Consider the following 19,061-nt stretch of genomic DNA (forward strand, 5'->3'; position numbering starts at 1 on the left):
CCCACTGAGAGAGGCACCCCCATGAAGCGCACCCTGACCTGGCGACGTACCGCCGCTGCGGCCGTCCTCCCGCTGGCCCTGACCGGCCTCAGCGCCTGCGGCGGTGACGACGCCGAGAAGGCAGACGACACCAGCAGCACCTCGTCACAGACCGACACCGAGGAGAGCGACACTGAGGAGAGCGACGCCCCCGAGGCCGGTGCCGAGGTGAGCACCGATGAGTTCATCGGCCTGGTCACCGGCGCCTTCGAGAAGGCGACCACCGCCAAGCTGACCATGTCCTCCGAGTCGGCCGGTGCCCCGATGGTGGGGGAGGGCGAGGTCGACTTCTCGAGCAACCCGATGGCCATGAAGTTCCTGATGCCGGACCCCGCCGGCGGCGGCGGGGAGAGCGAGGTCATCATGGTCGACTCGGTCATGTACATGCAGATGGCCGAGGCCCAGGGCAAGTACGTCAAGATCGACTTCAGCGACATGGGTGGCGGCGCGCTGGGGTCGATGATGGCCGACTCCATGGACCCCTCCAAGCAGGCCGAGCTGATGGAGCGCGGGCTGGTCTCGGCCACCTTCATCGGCGAGGAGGACGTCGACGGCGAGGACATGGACCACTACAGCGCCACCGTCGACGGCGAGGACGCCCTGAAGTCGATCGAGGGCTTCGAGGACCTGCCGAAGTCGGCGATCCCCGACGACATGACCTACGACATCTGGTTCGATGACGAGGGCCTGGTCCGCAAGATCGTCTTCGACATGGCCGAGGCCGGTGGGGCGACGGAGATGAAGATGGACGACTGGGGCACCGACGTCAGCATCGAGGCGCCGCCCGCCGACCAGGTCACCACCATGGCCGACATGATGGGCAGCATGGGCTGATCGAGGCCCGCAACAGCGAGAAGGGCGGCGAGGTCATCGACCTCGCCGCCCTTCTCGTGTTGTAGGCGCGCCTCAGCGCCCGCGCATGCCCTTCATGCTGGTCGGCACCGGCCCCTTGGGCAGCGGCACCGCCGGGCGGCTGGCGTCGAGGGCCTTGAGCCGGTTGCGGATGTCGGTGATGTCGGCCGGGCGGACCTGGCGCTTCATCTTCCGCAGGTGCTTCATCAGCTTGTCCAGCGGCACCTGGCCGTCCTCACGACCCACCACGACCTCGTGCACGGGGGTCTCGGAGGCGACGCGCGCGTGCTTCTTGCGCTCGCTCACCATCAGGGCGCGCAGCCGGGTGCCGTTGCCCTCACCGACCAGGATGATGCCCGGGGGGCCCACCACGCGGTGCACGACGTCCTGCTGGCGGTTGAAGGCGATCGCGGTGTCGGTGTGCCAGCCGCGCTTGAGCATGTTGAGCGAGGCCGCGGCGGCGCCGGGCTGGCCCTCCATCTGGCTGTACGCCGACGCCTGCGCGCGACGGCTGAAGAGGATCAGCGCGCCGAGGGTTCCGAAGAGGATCCCGCCCACGACCGAGAGCACCCACTCGATGGCGCCGCTGCCGGGCAGGATCTTGAACAGCAGGAACCCGAGGGCTCCCACGACGAGGAAGGTCAGCAGGAGCCAGAGCCCGATGCGCGGGTCTGTCCTCTTGGTGATCCGGTAGGTCTCGGCGAACTGCTGGCGGCGGTTCATCGATGACGGGTCGGTCTGCTTGGCCATGCGGGGGAGTGCCTCACTCGGGTCGGCCCGGGGCTCGACCCGGGCGGCGGTCAGACGGTGGCGCCCTCTCGCGCCTCCATCGCCTGACCGTACAGGCGTCCGGCGCGGTAAGACGAACGGACCAGCGGTCCGGACATGACGCCGGAGAAGCCGATCTCGTCGGCCTCGTCCTTGAGCTCGACGAACTCCTCGGGCTTGACCCAGCGCTCGACGGGGTGGTGACGCGCGGAGGGGCGCAGGTACTGGGTGATCGTGATCAGCTCGCAGCCCGCCTCGTGCAGGTCGCGCAGGGCCTGGCTGACCTCCTCGCGGGTCTCGCCCATGCCCAGGATCAGGTTCGACTTGGTGATCAGGCCGAAGTCGCGGGCCTGGGTGATGACGTCGAGGGAGCGGTCGTAGCGGAAGGCGGGACGGATCCGCTTGAAGATGCGCGGCACCGTCTCGACGTTGTGGGCCAGCACCTCGGGCCGCGACTCGAAGACCTCGCGCAGCAGGTCGGGCTTGCCGTTGAAGTCCGGGATCAGGTTCTCCACCCCGGTGTCGGGGTTGAGCTCGTGGATCACGCGGACCGTCTCGGCGTACAGCCAGGCGCCCCCGTCGGGCAGGTCGTCGCGGGCGACGCCGGTGATGGTGGCGTAGCGCAGCTGCATCTTCTGCACCGACTCCGCCACCCGGCGCGGCTCGTCGCGGTCCAGCGGCTGCGGCTTGCCGGTGTCGATCTGGCAGAAGTCGCAGCGTCGGGTGCACTGGTCGCCGCCGATGAGGAAGGTCGCCTCGCGGTCCTCCCAGCACTCGAAGATGTTGGGGCAGCCGGCCTCCTGGCACACGGTGTGCAGGCCCTCGCCCTTGACGAGCGCCTGCAGCTCCTTGTACGCGGGGCCCATCTTGGCCCGGGTCTTGATCCATTCCGGCTTGCGCTCGATGGGGGTCTCGGCGTTGCGGACCTCGAGTCGGAGGAGCTTGCGGCCTTCGGGTGCGGGTGCCTCAGTCACGGCCTCGACTGTACGCCGCCGCCCCAGCGCCAGCCGAGTCGGCGCCACCCGACCCGGCGTCGCGGATCAGGGCACGTCGCGGCGGCGGTACGAGACCAGCGAGACCGCCCCGGCACCCAGCAGCAGGAGGCCGAGGTAGGCGCCGGCATCGGCCGCGGTGACCACCTGCTCGCCGTCGCAGTCGACGCCACGCACCCGCCGACCGCTGAGGCACTCCTCGGGCAGGCTGCTCTCGTCGTAGTAGCGGGCCTCGTTGGTCACCCACCCCGCCAGGTGCGTCTGCGGCTGCCACCGCTGGCTGCTGTCCGGCCCACCGCTGTTGAGCAGCCCGATGAGGGTGCCGCCGACGACGGAGACCGCGAAGAGCACCCCGATGGTGGCCACGGTGCTGCGGAAGAGCATCGTCAGGGCGTAGCCGCCCAGGGCGGCAGCGCCGGCCAGCACGGCGCTGCGCAGGACCAGCTCGAAGCCGTCACCCACGACGCCGCCACCGGTGGGGAGGCCGCGCGACCCGGCGAGCACCCACAGCCCGGTCCAGTACGCCGCGAGCACCAGGCCCGCCACCAGCGTCCCGGTCGCCAGGACCACGAGCGCCTTGGCGGCCCACACGCGGGATCGGCGGGGTTCGAAGAGCAGCTGGTTGCTCATGGACCCGGAGTTCCAGTCGTGGCCCACGAACGTGGTGCCCACCAGGAGCATCAGCAGCCCCACGACCGCCACCACCCCGAGGACCGAGCCCGCGCGGACCTCCTGGTCGAGCAGCAGGGTCGAGCGGCCGCCGTACCAGTCCAGGATCTGGGCCTCGCAGGCAGCGGTCACGACCTCGGCGTCCTGCGAGTTCGGCTCGGGATAGAGGAAGTTCGCGGGGTCGCGCTCGCAGCGGCGCACCTCCTTGGCGGCGTACCGCTCGGAGAGGATCTGGTCGCGCTCGCCCTCGGAGACCGGGCGGGTGTTCCAGGCGGTCGCAGCGAAGATGAGGGCCGGCACGGCCACGGCAGCCACCAGCAGCAGCACGATCGCACGGCGCCAGCGCAGCCGGGTGGCCTCGACCCGCAGCAGGGACCTCATGCGGCACCGCCCATCTCGGACTGGCCCATCTGGGACTGGCCCATCTCGGACTGACCCAGGGTGTCGCCGGCGGTGAGCTCGAGGAAGTAGCTCTCGAGGTCCTGGCGCTGGGCGCTGAGCCCCTCGAGCCAGATCCCGGCCTCACCGAGCAGTCGGGTGACCTCGGCGGGCCGTTCGGTGTCGACGAGGAACGAGGCGTCGTCGGGCCCGGGGCGGGTGGTGAGACCGGCCGCGTCGAGCAGGCGTCTCGCTTCGCCGGGCACCGCCACCTCCACGCGGTAGGCCGCGCCCGCGGCCAGCAGGTCGGCCACGGTGCCGGAGGCCAGCAGCCGACCGTTGCCGATGATGGTCGCCGAGGTGCAGACCTGCTGGACCTCGGCGAGGATGTGGGAGCTGAGCAGCACCGTGACACCGCGTTCGCCGAGGGAGCGGATCGTGTCCCGGATCTCGCGGATGCCTGCGGGGTCGAGGCCGTTGGTCGGCTCGTCGAGGATCAGCAGGGCGGGGTCCTTGAGCAGGGTGGCCGCGATCGCGAGGCGCTGCTTCATGCCGAGCGAGTAGGAGCGGAACCGGTCGCCGTCGCGGCCGGTGAGCCCGACGGTCTCGATCGCCTCGTCGACGCGGGTGTCGGGACCGTCGATGGAGCGGGAGAGCAGCAGGAGGTTCTGCCGGCCGGTGAGGTTGGGGGAGAACTTGGGCGACTCCACCACCGCTCCGACGCGGCCCACGACCTGCGGCAGCTCGGTGGGCACCGGACGCCCGAACAGGCGCATCGTGCCGCTGGTGGCCCGCGCCAGGCCCAGCAGCATCCGGATCGTGGTGGTCTTGCCGGAGCCGTTGGGACCCAGGAAACCGTGCACGCCGCCGGCAGGCACCGCGAGGTCGAGCCCGGCCACGGCGACCCGGGTGCCCTGACGGGTGCGGTACTCCTTGCGGAGCGCGGTCGTCTCGATGATCAGGTCGTGCCCGGTGTCGGTCCCGAGACCGCTGGAGGTGCTCACCGGGAGAGGGTCGCAGAACGCGCAGTCCTCACCTCGGCGACGCGCCGCCGAGCCGGCTCAGCTGCCGGGCGTCACCAGCTCGATGCGGGGGCCACGCCCCGGCTCGGGGCGGGCGTCGTAGTCGGGCGTGGGCACGTAGGCGTCCCAGGTGAGCATCCTGGCCAGCTCGGTGCGCAGCACCGGCAGGACCTCCTCGACGCCGACCCGTCGGCCGGTCTCGACGCTCAGGGTCGTGACCCCGGCGTCGGCGATCCCGCAGGGCACGAACCGGTCGTACCAGCCGAGGTCGACGTCGCAGTTGAGCGCGATGCCGTGCATCGTGACCCCGCGGCTGACCCGGATGCCGATGGCGCCGACCTTGCGCTCCTGGCGCAGCCCGTCGGCGCGCAGCCACACCCCGCTGCGGCCCGGCACGCGGGCGGTCTCGACCCCGAAGTGGGCACAGGTGGCGATCATCGCCTCCTCCATGCGGCGCACGAAGTCGACCACCTTGACGTGGTCGGGCAGCGCCACGATCGGGTAGGCCACCACCTGGCCCGGACCGTGGAAGGTGATCTTGCCGCCGCGGTCGACGTCGATCACCGGAGCCCCGCCCGCGTCGAGCGGCCGCTCGTGGGGGTCGGTGCGCTTGCCGGCGGTGTAGGTCGGCGGGTGCTCCAGCAGCAGCACCGTGCCGGGTCGCTCCCCGGCCACCACCTGGGCGTGCACCCCACGTTGGAGGTCCCAGGCAGCCAGGTAGTCGACGGCCTCGTCGCCCAGCCCGGCGACCTCGAACTGCACCTCGTCCATGCCGGCGACCCTACGCCTGTGGACAACGTGGTGGCCGCCGGTGTCCTGGGGGAAGGAGGAGGGCATGGCTGTCGTCCCCGTGTCCCGTGCCGCCCCGGTGGCCGTCGTCCTGGTGCTGCTCGTGCTGCTGGTCCTCGTCCCGCAGGGGGTGGCGGGTCCGGTGGCGGCGGCCGTGCCGGACCTGGCGGCGCCGGGGGCGCAGGAGCAGCGGGCGCGCACGGTCCTGGCCCGCTGGGACACCCGGCGCGGTCGGGCGTGGGAGCGGGGCGACCGGCTCGCGCTGGGCGCGCTGTACGCCGATCGGTCGCGGGCCGGCCGGCGCGACCTGCGGATGCTCGACGCCTGGCTCGACCGGGGCCTGCGGGTGCGGGGGATGCAGGTGCACGTGCTGGCGCTCGACGTGCTCGCCGCGCGCCGGCACCGGCTCCGCCTGCGGGTCACCGACCGGCTCGCCGACGCGGTCGCCGTCGGCAGCGGCGTACGACGGGTGCTGCCGGAGGACCGGCCGACCACCCGGTCGCTCGTGCTCACCCGCCGCGACGGCGCCTGGGTGGTGGAGTCGGTGCGGCTCGCGTGGTGAGGCTCAGTCGGCGGCCAGCCCCGCCGAGACGACGGCCGCGACATCGGGGTCGTGGAACCGGTAGCCGGCCGCCAGCAGGGCCGCGGGGCGGACGTTGAGCGAGCCGAGGAGCTCGGGGGCCATCTTCCCGGCGGCCACCCGCAGCAACGGCGCCGGCACGGTGGCGAAGCTCGGCCGCTGCACCGCGGAGGCGAGGGTGTCGGTGAACTCGGCGTTCGTCGGGGTCGTCTCGCAGCACAGGTTGAACGCACCGGAGGCGCTCTCGTGCTCGGCGAGGTGGACGACCGCGTCGACCCAGTCGCGCAGCGAGATCATCGCCATGTGCTGGCGACCGTTGCCCAGCCTGCCCCCGAGACCGAGCTTGAACAGCGTGATCAGCTGCTTGAGCGGGGGGCTGCGGCGGTCCATGACCGGCGAGGTGCGCAGCACGCAGACCCGCGAGCCGGCGTCGCGCGCGGCGGTGGTGGCGTCCTCCCACTCCCGGCTCACCTCGGTGAGCAGCGCGTCGCCGCGGCTGTCGGACTCCTCGGTCAGCGGCTGCGAGCCGTGGTCGCCATAGATCGCGATGCCGTTGCCGGCCAGGAAGGCCGGCGGCCGGTCGGCCCCGGCGATGATCTCCGCCAGCAGCCGGGTGGTGCGGACCCTGCTGTCGCGGACCTCGCGGGCCCACTTCTGCGAGTGCACGTTGCCGATCAGCGGGGCGCCCGCCAGGTTGACCACGACGTCGGCGCCGGCGACGAGGCCGCGGTCGACCACGCCGGCGTACGGGTCCCAGGTGGAGGCGTCGGCCTCGCTGGTGGGGCTGCGCACGAGCCGGGTGACGCGGTGCCCCCGCTCGCGCAGCGCGTTGCCGAGATGGGTGCCCAGGAACCCGGACGCCCCGCCGATGACCACGTGAAGACTCATGCGCCCACCCTGTCAGCCCCCGCCTCCCCGCGGGTCACCTGCTCAGGCGCGACCCGGCCCAGATATCCCCGGCGGGTTCTAGGTAGTGATGCAACACCTCGATGACTGAGGAGTTGTGCCATGGCTCGACCGATGCGGCCCAGGGAGCTCGACCGTCCGTTCTGGGAGGCGATCCGTTCCGGGCTGGGAGTGAAGTCGGCTGCCCGTGTGACGGGCATGTCGGCGACCACGTCTAAGCGGGTCTTCCGCAAGGCTGGCGGGGTGAACCCTGTTCCTGTGAACCCGCCGGTGGGCCGGTATCTGTCCTGGGTCGAGCGCGAGGACATCGCAGCGTTGACCCATGCCGGCCACGGGGTCCGTGAGGTCGCGCGTCGTACTGGCAGGAGCCCAGCCACGATCAGCCGCGAGCTGGCCCGTGGTGCGACCGGTCGTGGGTACCGGGCCTCGGTGGCCCAGTCCAAGGTCGATCGTGGCCGCACGAGGTCGCGGGGGGCGAAGCTGGCCACCAACCTGCAGTTGCGCAGAGCGGTCCAAGACCACCTGGTCCAGCGTCGCAGCCCCGAACAGATCGCTGGCAGACTTCGACGCGACTTCCCCGACGATCCGGAGATGCGGGTGTCACCCGAGACGATCTACCAGTCGCTGTACATCCAGGCCCGCGGCGGGCTGAAGCGCGAGTTGAGCGCGCACCTGCGCACCGGACGTTCGATGCGCAAACCCCACCGCCGTGAGGCCGAGCGACGCGGCCGGATCCCCGGCATGGTCATGATCAGCGAACGACCCGCCGAGGTCGAGGACCGCGCCGTGCCCGGGCACTGGGAAGGCGACCTGATCCTCGGCTCGACCGCCTCGAAGTCCGCGGTGGGCACCCTGGTCGAGCGCAGCACCGGGTTCGTGATGCTGCTGCACCTGCCCGGCGACCACGGCGCCTTGGCGGTCCAAGAAGCGCTCGTGGCGAAGATGGCCACCCTGCCCGAGCAGCTGCGCCGCTCGCTGACCTGGGACCAGGGCGGCGAGATGGCCAACCACGTCGCGATCGCCGAGGCCACCGGCCTGGAGATCTACTTCTGTGACCCGCACTCGCCCTGGCAACGCGGCTCGAACGAGAACACCAACGGCCTGCTGCGCCAGTACCTGCCCAAGGGCACCGACCTGTCCTTCTACGGCCCCGGCCTGCTCGACAACATCGCCTCCGAGCTCAACGCCCGACCCCGCAAACGCCACGACTTCCAAACCCCAGCCGAGGTCCTCGACCAACTACTCTCAGACCCCATCACCAACCACGGTGTTGCGTGACTACCTAGATTCCGCCCCCTCGACCCGGCCCAGATATCCCCTCGACCCGGCCCAGATATCCCCTCGACCCGGCCCAAATATCGCGCTGACTCGGCCTAGATGTGCACGGGCACATTCGCGCCGACTCGGTGCGACATCTGCGCCGGGTCAGCGCGACATCTGGGCCGACTCGCGGGTTCTGCTGGTCCTCGGTGCTCCCGACCCCGGGAGGCTGCCCTGGTGCGACCGGGGTGCTGGAGGCTCAGCCGGCGAGGTGGCGCCAGCGGGGGGCCAGCCGGGACCAGGGTCCGCTGGCGGCGATGGTGCCGTCGACGAGGACCACGACGCGGTCGGCGCGGGCGAGGGCGGCGGTCTTGGAGGTCGCCCCGACCACGGTGGTCCCGCGGGCACGCAGCGACTCCCACAGCTCGATCTCGGTGGCGGCGTCCAGGGCCGAGGACACGTCGTCGGCCAGCAGCAGCTCGGCGTCGCAGGCCAGGGCACGGGCGAGCGCGACGCGCTGCACCTGCCCGCCCGAGAGGCGTACGCCGCGGTGCCCGACCAGCGAGTCGGCGCCGCCGGCCTCCTCCACGTCGCGGCCCAGCCGGGCGGCCGCGACGGCCGGGTCGACCTGGCGGTGCTGGTGGTCGAGGCTGATGTTGTCGCGGAACGTGCCGGAGAGCACGCGCGGCACCTGGGCCACGTGGGCCACCCGGCCGGGACGCAGCTGGGTCTGCGGCTCGTCGAGCAGCCGACCGTTCCAGCGCACCTCCCCGGTCGTCGACACCAGCCCGGCCAGGGCGCCGAGCAGGCTGGACTTGCCGGAGCCGACCTGGCCCAGCAGCAGCACCAGCTCGCCCCGCGCGACCTGCAGGTCGATGCCGTGCGCGCCGACGGTGCCGTCGTCGTGGACGGCGCTGAGGCCGCGCACGTCGAGCTCGTGCAGCGGGTCGTGGCTCTGGGCGGCCGGACGGGGCGCGGCGCCGCTGACCAGGTCGACGCCCGGCGGCTCGGCCATCAGGTCTCCGCCGCCGGCGAGCCGGCTGGTCTCGTGCATCCAGGCGCGGGTGCCGGGGGCCTCGGTCACGATCGACCCGGCCACGCGGCCGAACCAGTCGAAGCCGGCCACGGCGTTGGCGACCAGCAGCGCGGTCGCCAGGCCCCAGCCGTCGGCGACGTAGATGCCCCAGGCCGCGACGACGCCGAGCTGGACCATCACGATCGGGACACCGTCGAGCAGGGCCTGCACCCGGTGCTCCTTGACCGCGGCCTCGACCCGTCCGGAGTCGACGTCGCGCAGGTGCTGGTGGACCTCGGGGGTCGCGGCCGCCAGCTTGACGGTGCGCACCGACTCGAGCGCCGAGACGAGGGAGCGCCCGAACTGTGCCCGCGCGGACGACGACGCCGCGGCGGAGCGTCCCGCGACGCGCCGCCCGAGGGAGGAGGCCGCGGCCGAGATGACCATCACCGCGAGCAGGACGCCGCCGGCGAGCAGGCTGCCGGCCAGCACCGAGGTCAGCGCGACGATGAGCAGCCCGTTGACGAAGTCGACCCAGCGGTCGGCGTACCGGGCCAGCCGGTCGGCGTCCATGGCGCGGGCCACGACCTCGCCGGGAGGGGTGCGGGTCAGGCGGTGCTGCTCGGTCTGGCCCTGCAGGACGGCCGCGCGCACGCGCAGCATCACCGCGATCCACCAGCGCGGGTAGACCTTGAAGGCCTGGGCCAGGATCAGCGGGGAGACCATCAGCGAGGCGATCAGCGCGACGGTGAGGCCGAGCGGGCGGCCGCCGTCCTGGAGGTCGGTGACCAGCAGCCCCCAGATCCAGCCGGTGACCGCGCCGAACGCGCCGGTCATCGCCGAGACCGTGAACAGTCCGGCGCCGACCAGGCCCCAGCGGGGCTCGACCAGCAGCGCGTTCCAGGTGGCCCGGGCCAGGCTGGGCAGCGGGCGCAGCGCGGGGGGCGCCGGGGGCAGGCCGGTACGCCGCGCACTGCCGATGTGGGCGGTGGCCGCCCGGTCGTCCGTGCCGTCCGGGCGGTCCGTGCCGTCGTCGGCGGCGCTGGCCTGCTCGTGCGCGGAGGCGTCGAGCAGCTCGCGGAACGGTCCGGGCTCACGGGCCAGGACTCCGCGCGGGCCCTGCTGGACCACCCGTCCGGCCTCGAGCACCGCCACCTGCGAGGCGCGCTCGGTGGTGCCGAGCCGGTGCGCGACCAGCAGGCCGGTGCGGCCGGTCAGCAGCCGGTCGGCGGCGCGCACGACGCGCGCCTCGGTGACCGGGTCCATGCGCGCGGTGGCCTCGTCGAGCACCACCACCCGGACGTCGCGCACCAGCAGGCGGGCGAAGGCGACCAGCTGCTCCTCCCCGGAGGAGAGCGTCGTGCCGCCGGGCCCGAGCGGGGTGTCGAGGCCCTGGGGCAGGCCGGACACCCAGCTGTCGAGCCCCAGCTCGGTGACCGCCGCCTCGACCCGGGCACGGGCACCGTCGGCGAAGAGGGCGATGTTCTCGGCCAGGGTGCCGGCCAGGATCTCGGTGCGCTGGGTGACCACACCGACGGCGCTGCGCAGCGACTGCAGGTCCAGGTCGAGCACGTCGGTGCCGCCGAGCACGACGCTGCCGGGCTCGGGGTCCACGGCCCGCGAGACGAGGGAGGCCAGGGTCGACTTGCCCGAGCCGGTGCGCCCCACGAGCGCGCACGTGGTGCCGGCGGGCACCGTCAGGTCGACGCCCTGCAGTGCGAAGGTGCCGGTGCCGTAGGAGAAGTGCAGGTCGCGCAGCTCGAGGTCGAGGGCGCGCTGGCTCAGCTGTTCCCCGCCGACCGGCTCCGCCTCGGCCCCGAGGAGCCCCCGCAGCCGCAGCACCGCACCGAAGCCCGCCTGCAGGTCGGGCAGGTGCCGGGCCAGCTGGTCGACCTGCCCCACGAAGGTGGTGGTGACCAGGAACAGCGTCACCAGCGCGGCGGTCGAGAGCGAGTCGCCGAGCACCAGGGCCACCCCGACCACGGCGGTGCCCGCGAGCATCCCGTGCAGCAGGGTCCCGGTGCGCCGTCCCACCTGGCTCTCCAGCTGGAGCACCTCGGCGAAGCGGGCGTGCACCGTCGCGGCGAGCTCGGTGCAGCGGCGTACGAGGTAGGCCTGGCCCAGCGTGGTGCGCAGGTCGTCGCGGGCGGCGATGCCCTCCTCCATCGCCGCCGCGTGGTCGGTCCAGGCGATCTCCTCGACGATCTTGCGCTCGGAGATCTGCGGCAGCAGCGGGCGTACGACGGCGACCGCGGCGACGCCCGCCAGCGGGAAGAGGAGGAAGGCCGGCCACCAGGTCAGGCCTGCGACCAGCCACAGCGGGCCCGAGGCGAGCAGGGTGCGGATCGCCATCCACACGCTCTGGCGCAGCAGCGAGCCGACCTCGTGGGTGTCGTCGTCGACCCGGTCGAGCACCTCGCCGACGGCCTGCTCGTCGAGCGCGGCCAGCGGCTGCATCATCGCCGCGTCGAGCAGGTCGGCGCGCAGCCGACCCTCGGCCCGGTCGACCACGCCGGCCCAGACGGTGCGCCCGATCGAGTCGAGCACCGCTGCGCCCACCACGCACACCGCCAGCGCCCACACCAGGGCGGTGGTGGCGTCCTCGGCGAGCTGCCCGGCCACCGCGGACCCGACCGCGGTGCCGACGGCCCCGAGCAGGGATCCGAGCAGGGCCAGGAGCGCCCACGGGCTGCGCATCCGACGCCAGTCGACGGGTCGTCGGTGGGCGGCGGGGCCGGTGGGCTGGTGGGTCTGGGCGAGCGCGGGGTGTGCGCCGAGATCGGTCGTAGTCACGGTGCTTCAAAGGTAGGCCCTCGCACCGACTCCCCGCCTCTGCTTTTGCGGGTACCCCCGGGGGTGTGACGAGCACGACACCCCGCCCGGAAGAGCTCCGGGCGGGGCGTCGTGGTTGCTGCTGTGGTGCTCAGACCTCGAACTGGCCGCTCTCGAGACGCTGCTTGACGTCGGAGAGGAACCGGCCGGCGTCGGCACCGTCGACGAGACGGTGGTCGTAGGTCAGCGCCAGGTAGACCATGTGGCGCACCGCGATGGTCTCGCCCAGGTTCGGGTCGTCGATGACCACCGGGCGCTTCACGACCGCGCCGGGGCCGAGGATCGCGACCTGCGGCTGGTTGATCACGGGGGTGTCGAAGAGCGCACCCACGCTGCCCAGGTTCGTGATCGTGAAGGTGCCGCCGGACAGCTCGTCGGGGCCGATCTTGTTGGTGCGGGTGCGCTCGGCCACATCGGCGATCTTCTTGGCCAGGCCCGAGATCGACAGGTCGCCGGCGTCCTTGACCACCGGGGTGATCAGGCCCTTCTCGGTGTCCACCGCGAACGCGAGGTTCTCGCGGTCGTAGTAGGTGACCTCGCCGGCCTCGGTGTCGATCGTCGCGTTCAGCGAGGGGTGCTGCTTGAGCGCGTCGACCGTCGCCTTGGCGAAGAACGGCAGGTAGGAGAGCTTCACGCCCTCCCGCGCCAGGAAGTCGGCCTTGTGGGCCTCGCGCAGGCGCGCCACGTTGGTGACGTCGACCTCGATCACCTGGGTGAGCTGGGCCGAGACCTGCAGCGACTCGACCATGCGCGAGGCGATGATCTTGCGCAGCCGGGACAGCTTCTCGGTCTTGCCGCGCAGCGGCGACGGCGTGCTGGGCGCCGACGCGCCACCGGACGGTGCGGACGAGGCGCCGGACGCCGCGGGAGCGGCCGGGGCCTGCTCCTTCGGCTTGGCCGCCTCGAGGACGTCCTGCTTGCGGATGCGGCCACCGACACCGGTGCCGGTGACGGTGTTGAGGTCCACGCCGTGCTGGCCGGCGAGCTTGCGCACCAGCGGGGTCACGTACCCGGGACCGTCGTTGCTGGAGGACGCGCTCGACCCGGAGGCGGGCTTCTCCTGCTCCTTGGTCGGCTCGGGGGCCTTCTCCTGCGCCGGCTCGGCCGGCTGCTTCGGCTCGGGAGCCTTCTCCTGCTTCGGCTCCTCCTTCTTCGGCTCCGGCTCGGGCTCGGGCTCGGGCTCCGGCTCGGGCTCGGGCTCGGGCTCGGGCTCCGGCTCCGGCTCGGAGGACTGCTCACTCGCGGAACCGTCACCGATGACGGCGAGCTCGGCGCCGATCTCGACGGTCTCGTCCTCGGCGACCTTCACCTCGAGCAGGGTGCCGGCCACGGGGGAGGGGATCTCGGTGTCGACCTTGTCGGTGGAGATCTCGAGCAGCGGCTCGTCGACCGCGACCTCGTCGCCGACCTCCTTGAGCCAGCGGGTGACCGTGCCCTCGGTGACCGACTCGCCCAGCTCGGGGAGCGTGACGGTCGTGCCACCGCCGCCGGACTTCTTGGTGTCCGCGGCGGGCTTCTCGGTCTCCTCGAGCGGCTGGTCGTCCGAACCGTCCGACTTCTCCGACTCGGGCGTCTCGTCGCCGGCGGGGAGGTCGCCGGTCTCGTCGGCGATCTCCTCCTCCTGCTCGGCCTTCTTCTCGGCCTCGCCCTCGTCGGCCGGCTCGGCCTCGGGGGTGGCGCTGTCGCCTCCCTCGGAGCTGTCGCCCGAGGACTCGCCCTCGTCACCGATGACGGCCAGGAGGGCGCCGATCTCGACGGTGTCGTCCTCGTCGACCTTGATCTCGAGCAGCGTGCCCGCGACCGGCGACGGGATCTCGGTGTCGACCTTGTCGGTGGAGATCTCGAGCAGCGGCTCGTCGACGGCCACGGTGTCGCCGACCTGCTTCAGCCAGCGCGTGACGGTGCCCTCGGTGACGGACTCGCCCAGTTCCGGGAGGTTGACTTCGGTGGCCAATGCAGTTCCTTCGCTCGCGGTCTTCAGTGGGAGTGCTCGGTGGTGCGGGTGTGACGGGGTGTGTCGGGCTCCAAGGCTAGGAGGCCGTCACGAATGTGCATGCAGCGCCTTGCCGGCCAGGGCGAGGTGCGCCTCGCCGAGAGCCTCGTTCTGGGTGGGGTGGGCGTGGACCAGGGGCGCGACATCCTCGGCGTGCGCCTCCCAGCCGTAGATCAGCTGGGCCTCGCCGATGAGCTCGCCGACCCGGTCGCCGACCAGGTGCACGCCCACGACCGGACCGTCGGTGCGGCGTACGAGCTTGACGAAGCCCTGGGTCTTGAGGATCTGGCTCTTGCCGTTGCCGCCGAGGTCGTAGGTCAGCGTCTCGATCGCGTCGTCGCCGTACGTCGAGCGCGCGGTGGCCTCGTCGAGTCCGACGGAGGCGACCTCCGGGTGGGAGTAGGTCACCCGCGGGATGCCGGCCTCGTCGATGGGGGCCGGGTCGAGCCCGGCGATGTGCTCGGCCACGAAGATGCCCTGCTGGAAGCCGCGGTGCGCGAGTTGGAGCCCGGGCACGATGTCGCCGACGGCGTAGACGCCCTCGAGGTTGGTGCGGCAGCGGTCGTCGGTGCGCACGAAGCCGCGCTCCATCTCGACGCCCTGCTCGTCGTAGCCGAGGCCGTCGGTGCTGGGACCGCGCCCCACCGCCACGAGGAGCAGCTCGGCCTCGATGACGTCGCCTCCCTCGACCGTGACGGCGACCCCGTCGTCGGTGGTCTTCACGCTCTGGAACGGGGTGCCGGTGCGGGCCTTGATGCCGCGCTTCTTGAACGCCCGCTCGAGGACCTTGGAGGACGCCTCGTCCTCGGCGGCCACCAGCCGGGGCAGCGCCTCGACGATGGTCACCTCGGCGCCGAAGCTGCGCCACACGCTGGCGAACTCGCACCCGATGACGCCGCCACCGAGCACGACCACGGAGGCCGGCACCCTCTCGAGGCGCAGCGCGTGGTCGGAGGTGAGCACGTGGGTGCCGTCGACCTCGAGGCCGGGCAGCGAGCGGGCGTACGAGCCGGTGGCCAGCACGACGTGGCGCCCGGTGTAGGCCGTGCCGTCGACGGTGACCTCGCGGGGACCGGTGAGCCGGCCCTCGCCGGCGACGACGGTGACGCCGCGCCCCTTGACGAGGCCGGTCAGGCCCTTGAAGAGGCGCGAGACGACGCCGTCCTTGTAGGAGTTCACCCCGGCCATGTCGATGCCCTCGAGCGTGGCGCGCACGCCGAACTGCTCGGAGTCGCGGGCGGCGTCGGCGATCTCGGCCGCGTGCAGCAGGGCCTTGGTCGGGATGCAGCCCATGTGCAGGCAGGTGCCGCCCAGGTCGCCCTTCTCCACCAGCGCCACGCTCAGGCCGAGCTGGGCAGCGCGCAGCGCGCACGCGTAACCCCCCGAGCCAGCGCCGAGGATGAGTACGTCGAAGTCGGTGTCAGGCACCGTCGTCCTTCCGGTGGGTCGTCACGATCGCGCGGCCATCCTTGCACTTAACCCGGGCGTGTCCACACCGACCTTCGGGTGGGTTGGCAGACTGGACCCCATGGGAATGATGGATCGCTTCCGCCGCGGCTCGAAGATGCGCATGCGCAGGCCCGCGAGCGACGCCGCCCGCACAGGGTCGACCACGGTGCGCGCCTCCGACGCGGTGGACCGCGAGCACCTGAGCTCGTGGGTCTCCGAGCGCCGCGGGGTGGAGGGGTTCGTCGAGCCGCGCACCGCGGTCAGCGACGTGACGCTGCTGCTGGTGGCCCACGACGGTGAGTGGACGCGGCGACGCGTTCCGTCGGTCAGCTGGGCGCACGACTTCTGCAACCGCTTCCAGGTGCCGTCGTACGACGCCGGGCTGGTGGGCATCCCGCAGCGGATGCGCGACTACAACAGCCGGATGAAGCAGCAGAAGAAGCTGGGCGAGCAGGGTCCCTGACCCCGCTCGCCCCGCCCCTCGGCGTCGACCCGCTCAGGCCAGGCCGCGGGCCAGGTCGACCAGAGTGGTCACGGCGAAGCCGGTGCCCCCGGTGGTCAGGTGCCCGTCGGGGCCGCCGGCGTTGTACGACGGCCCGGCGATGTCGAGGTGCGCCCACGGGCGACCGTCGGTGAACTCGCGCAGGAACGCGCCGGCGAACAGTCCGCCGCCCCAGCGCACCCAGTCGTGCTGGGCGAGGTCGGCGATCTTGCTGGAGGTGACGCGCTGCTTCATCTCCTCGGGGATCGGCATCGCCCAGATCGGCTCCCCGGCGCTGGTGCCGGCCGCGACCACCTGGGCGACGACCTCCTCGGAGCCCATCACCCCGGCCATCTTGTTGCCGAGCGCGACGACCATGGCTCCGGTCAGGGTGGCGACGTCGACGATCAGGTCGGGCTCGGTCTCCACCGCGCGCACCAGCGCGTCGCCGAGCACGAGGCGGCCCTCGGCGTCGGTGTTGAGCACCTCGACGGTGCGGCCGCCGTACATCGTCAGGATGTCGCCGGGTCGCGTCGCGTCCCCGGAGACCATGTTCTCGGCCATCGGGGCGAAGCAGGAGACCTTGACGGGCAGACCGAGCTCGGCGATGGCGAAGGTGGCCTGGATGACCGCGGCGGCGCCGGCCATGTCGGACTTCATCTCGTGCATGCCCTGGGCCGGCTTGATGCTCAGGCCGCCGGAGTCGAAGGTGATGCCCTTGCCGACCAGCGCGAGGTGCGTGGTCGCGCCCTTGGGTGCGTAGGTGATCTCGACCAGCCGGGGCGGGGCCGAGGAGCCGGCGCCGACCCCGAGGATGCCGCCGCAGCCGAGCTCGGCGAGCTCGACCTCGTCGAGCACCCGCAGGGTGATCTTGGGGGCGCCACGACCCTTGCCGAGCTCCTTGGCGCGCGTCTGCGCCGACTCGGCGAAGGCCGGCGGGCGCAGGTCGCCCGGGGGAGTGTTGACCCAGTCGCGGGTGGCGGCCACCGCGCGGGTGACGACCTGGGCCTCCTCGAGCGCGGTCACGACCTCCTTGCGGCGCGCGCCGCCGCTGAGGATGACGACGTCACCGGCGGTGGTGTCGTCCTTCGCGGTGTCCTGCTTGTACGTCGTGAAGGTGTAGGCGCCCAGCGCCCAGCCCTCGGCCACGGCGCGGACCTCCGCGGCGGTCTCGGCCGGGAGGGCCACGGCGACGCTGGCGGCGTTGGTGACCGCGCGGGCGGCGGCACCGGCGGCGCGGCGCACGTCAGCGGGCTGCGGGTCGGTGCCGAGTCCGACGAGGACCAGCAGCGGGGCGCCGATCACGCCGGAGGTGGGGATGCGGGTGACCTCCCCGACCGTGCCCTTGACGTCGAGGGAGGCGAGGAGGGGTCGCAGCTTGCGGCCGTAGGCCTTGGCGACGTCCTCGGCGCCGGGCGCCAGCTCGAGCCCCGGCGCGGACGCCGACGCGCCCTTGGCTTGCTTGCGGCCGCCCGACGGGCTGCTCTGGACGATCCCCACGACCACGGCGTCGGCCTTGGTCTTGGCGGGGCTGGCACTGCGGAGTATGAACGAGGTCACCGCGCCACACTAACCATCCGCGGCCACGTCGCACGCCACCCCGGTTCGGGCCCCGTGCGCCGCCCCGGTCGATGTCGGGGGCTGGGGTAGGTTCGCGCCATGGCTGAGCTGCTGACCTCTCCGCTGCACGACCGGCACCTCGCGCTGGGTGCCAAGACCGCCCCGTTCGGTGGCTGGGAGATGCCGCTGGAGTACCCGACCGGCGTGGTCGCCGAGCACACCGCGGTGCGCACCGCCGTGGGGGTCTTCGACGTCAGCCACCTCGGCAAGGCCGAGGTCACCGGCCCCGGTGCGGCGGCGTACGTCAACGCCTGCCTGACCAACGACCTCGACCGCATCGGGCCCGGCCAGGCGCAGTACACGCTGTGCTGCGACGACGAGACCGGCGGTGTGGTCGACGACCTGATCGTCTACCGCTACTCCGACGAGCGGGTGCTGCTGGTGCCCAACGCCGCCAACACCGCCGAGGTGGTGCGCCGCCTCGCCGCGAGTGCCCCGGACGGGGTCACCGTCACCGACCTGCACCGCGACCTCGCCGTGCTGGCGGTGCAGGGCCCGCACAGCGACGAGGTGATGCAGGCGCTCGGCCTGCCCGTCGACCACGACTACATGAGCTTCGCCGAGGCGACGTACGCCGACGCCACGGTCGTGGTGTGCCGCACCGGCTACACCGGCGAGCGGGGCTACGAGCTGGTCGTGGCGAACGCCGCCGCCGGCGCCCTGTGGGACGCCCTGCTGGCCGCGGGCGCCGACCTCGGCATCCTCCCGTGCGGCCTCGGCGCGCGCGACACGCTGCGCACCGAGATGGGCTACCCGCTGCACGGGCAGGACATCTCCCTCGACATCACCCCCGTGCAGGCGCGGATGGCCTGGGCCGTGGGCTGGGACAAGCCGACCTTCTGGGGCAAGGAGGTGCTCGCCCGCGAGCGCGCCGAGAAGCCGCGCCGGGTGCTGCGCGGCATCGTGGCCACCGGTCGCGGCATCCCGCGCCCCGGCATGAGCGTCTCGCTGACCGCCGACGTCCTGGTCGGCGAGGTCACCTCCGGCACCTTCTCGCCCACCCTGCGCAAGGGCATCGGCCTGGCCCTGGTCGCCGCGAGCGTGCACCCCGAGGCGGAGGTCGGCGTCGACGTCCGCGGGCGCCGCGAGATCTTCCAGCTCACCAAGCCCCCGTTCCTCGACCCGTCGGTGAAGGAGTCCTGAGCAGTGAACCTGCCCGAGCAGCCCGCGACCTTCCGCCCGCCCACAGCCGAGGAGCGTCCCTGGTGGTGGCGCCTCGAGGACGCCTCCGGCCAGGAGGTCGAGGTCGACGGCGACCTGGCCGGTGAGCGCTTCGCCAGCCAGGCCGACGCCGAGTCCTGGGTGGGCGAGGCCTTCGCGGACCTCGCCGACCAGGGCGTCGACGCGGTCGTCCTCTTCGAGCTGGAGCGACGGGTCTACGGCCCGATGTCGCTGCACCCCTGACCACCCCGCACC

General features: G+C 72.7%; 16 protein-coding genes. 6 read left to right on the forward strand and 10 right to left on the reverse strand.

The genetic code is table 11. The features are described 5' to 3' along the window. Positions 1-21: 21 nt before the first annotated feature. Positions 22-873, forward strand: a complete 852-nt coding sequence (locus I601_RS14205; protein ID WP_068110981.1) for an SCO4651 family lipoprotein — start codon at positions 22-24, stop codon at positions 871-873. Between the two features lie 72 nt (positions 874-945). Here the strand turns inward: I601_RS14205 and I601_RS14210 are convergent, their stop codons facing one another. The 5 genes from I601_RS14210 to lipB form a co-directional block, all read right to left on the reverse strand. Then, a complete protein-coding gene (locus I601_RS14210) occupies positions 946-1,641 on the reverse strand; it encodes a DUF4191 domain-containing protein (protein ID WP_068110983.1) in 696 nt (231 codons plus the stop codon). Between the two features lie 50 nt (positions 1,642-1,691). After that, positions 1,692-2,633, reverse strand: a complete 942-nt coding sequence (gene lipA / locus I601_RS14215; protein ID WP_068110986.1) for a lipoyl synthase — start codon at positions 2,631-2,633, stop codon at positions 1,692-1,694. A 66-nt stretch (positions 2,634-2,699) separates the two neighbouring features. Next, positions 2,700-3,701, reverse strand: coding sequence for an ABC transporter permease (locus I601_RS14220; RefSeq protein WP_068110989.1), 1,002 nt, complete (start codon positions 3,699-3,701; stop codon positions 2,700-2,702). Continuing rightward, positions 3,698-4,702 carry an ABC transporter ATP-binding protein gene (locus I601_RS14225; protein WP_068110992.1) on the reverse strand — a complete coding sequence of 335 codons (1,005 nt, stop codon included), beginning with the start codon at positions 4,700-4,702 and terminating at the stop codon, positions 3,698-3,700. Before I601_RS14225 ends, I601_RS14220 begins: the two co-directional genes overlap by 4 nt. A 57-nt stretch (positions 4,703-4,759) precedes the next feature. Next, complete coding sequence (lipB, locus tag I601_RS14230) at positions 4,760-5,491, reverse strand: lipoyl(octanoyl) transferase LipB (RefSeq protein WP_068110994.1); 732 nt, start codon at positions 5,489-5,491, stop codon at positions 4,760-4,762. A gap of 64 nt (positions 5,492-5,555) precedes the next feature. Here lipB and I601_RS14235 point away from each other — a divergent pair, with 64 nt between their 5' ends. Then, positions 5,556-6,071 carry a hypothetical protein gene (locus I601_RS14235; RefSeq protein ID WP_068110996.1) on the forward strand — a complete coding sequence of 172 codons (516 nt, stop codon included), beginning with the start codon at positions 5,556-5,558 and terminating at the stop codon, positions 6,069-6,071. Between the two features lie 3 nt (positions 6,072-6,074). Here the strand turns inward: I601_RS14235 and I601_RS14240 are convergent, their stop codons facing one another. After that, positions 6,075-6,977 (reverse strand): TIGR01777 family oxidoreductase, encoded by a 903-nt coding sequence (locus tag I601_RS14240; RefSeq protein ID WP_068110999.1) that lies wholly within the window; start codon positions 6,975-6,977, stop codon positions 6,075-6,077. A gap of 120 nt (positions 6,978-7,097) precedes the next feature. Here I601_RS14240 and I601_RS14245 point away from each other — a divergent pair, with 120 nt between their 5' ends. Then, positions 7,098-8,273 (forward strand): IS30 family transposase, encoded by a 1,176-nt coding sequence (locus tag I601_RS14245; protein WP_084527390.1) that lies wholly within the window; start codon positions 7,098-7,100, stop codon positions 8,271-8,273. 241 nt (positions 8,274-8,514) lie between these two features. Here I601_RS14245 and I601_RS14250 read toward each other — a convergent pair whose 3' ends face one another. From I601_RS14250 to lpdA, 3 genes are all read right to left on the reverse strand, one after another. Then, positions 8,515-12,063, reverse strand: a complete 3,549-nt coding sequence (locus I601_RS14250; protein WP_068111002.1) for an ATP-binding cassette domain-containing protein — start codon at positions 12,061-12,063, stop codon at positions 8,515-8,517. Positions 12,064-12,193: 130 nt separating this feature from the next. Next, positions 12,194-14,056, reverse strand: coding sequence for a 2-oxoglutarate dehydrogenase, E2 component, dihydrolipoamide succinyltransferase (sucB, locus tag I601_RS14255; protein WP_068111004.1), 1,863 nt, complete (start codon positions 14,054-14,056; stop codon positions 12,194-12,196). Positions 14,057-14,143: 87 nt separating this feature from the next. After that, entirely contained in the window at positions 14,144-15,523 is a 1,380-nt protein-coding gene (lpdA, locus tag I601_RS14260) for a dihydrolipoyl dehydrogenase (RefSeq protein ID WP_068111008.1), read from the reverse strand. A gap of 100 nt (positions 15,524-15,623) precedes the next feature. Between lpdA and I601_RS14265 the strand changes: the two genes are divergently transcribed. After that, positions 15,624-16,007, forward strand: coding sequence for a hypothetical protein (locus I601_RS14265; protein ID WP_068111013.1), 384 nt, complete (start codon positions 15,624-15,626; stop codon positions 16,005-16,007). Between the two features lie 33 nt (positions 16,008-16,040). Here the strand turns inward: I601_RS14265 and I601_RS14270 are convergent, their stop codons facing one another. Then, the gene (locus I601_RS14270; RefSeq protein WP_068111016.1) at positions 16,041-17,585 is read right to left on the reverse strand and encodes a leucyl aminopeptidase; all 1,545 of its coding nucleotides are present in this window, start codon (positions 17,583-17,585) and stop codon (positions 16,041-16,043) included. Positions 17,586-17,684: 99 nt separating this feature from the next. On the opposite strand from I601_RS14270, the gene gcvT reads away from it, so the two are divergent. Further along, on the forward strand, positions 17,685-18,788 hold the full coding sequence (gene gcvT / locus I601_RS14275; protein ID WP_068111021.1) for a glycine cleavage system aminomethyltransferase GcvT: 1,104 nt from the start codon (positions 17,685-17,687) through the stop codon (positions 18,786-18,788). 3 nt (positions 18,789-18,791) lie between these two features. Continuing rightward, positions 18,792-19,049 (forward strand): hypothetical protein, encoded by a 258-nt coding sequence (locus I601_RS14280; protein ID WP_068111025.1) that lies wholly within the window; start codon positions 18,792-18,794, stop codon positions 19,047-19,049. The last annotated feature ends 12 nt before the right edge of the window (positions 19,050-19,061 follow it).

The organism is Nocardioides dokdonensis FR1436 (genome assembly GCF_001653335.1).
GTDB classification, from domain to species: Bacteria; Actinomycetota; Actinomycetes; order Propionibacteriales; family Nocardioidaceae; genus Nocardioides; species Nocardioides dokdonensis.

Bases quoted from the DNA above. Each gene is read 5' to 3' on its own strand.
- I601_RS14265 (WP_068111013.1), top strand. From the start codon at position 15,624: ATGGGAATGATGGATCGCTTCCGCCGCGGCTCGAAGATGCGCATGCGC.
- I601_RS14210 (WP_068110983.1), bottom strand. From the start codon at position 1,641: ATGGCCAAGCAGACCGACCCGTCATCGATGAACCGCCGCCAGCAGTTC.
- I601_RS14235 (WP_068110996.1), top strand. From the start codon at position 5,556: ATGGCTGTCGTCCCCGTGTCCCGTGCCGCCCCGGTGGCCGTCGTCCTG.
- I601_RS14220 (WP_068110989.1), bottom strand. From the start codon at position 3,701: ATGAGGTCCCTGCTGCGGGTCGAGGCCACCCGGCTGCGCTGGCGCCGT.
- I601_RS14245 (WP_084527390.1), top strand. From the start codon at position 7,098: ATGGCTCGACCGATGCGGCCCAGGGAGCTCGACCGTCCGTTCTGGGAG.
- lipB (WP_068110994.1), bottom strand. From the start codon at position 5,491: ATGGACGAGGTGCAGTTCGAGGTCGCCGGGCTGGGCGACGAGGCCGTC.
- I601_RS14240 (WP_068110999.1), bottom strand. From the start codon at position 6,977: ATGAGTCTTCACGTGGTCATCGGCGGGGCGTCCGGGTTCCTGGGCACC.
- I601_RS14205 (WP_068110981.1), top strand. From the start codon at position 22: ATGAAGCGCACCCTGACCTGGCGACGTACCGCCGCTGCGGCCGTCCTC.
- gcvT (WP_068111021.1), top strand. From the start codon at position 17,685: ATGGCTGAGCTGCTGACCTCTCCGCTGCACGACCGGCACCTCGCGCTG.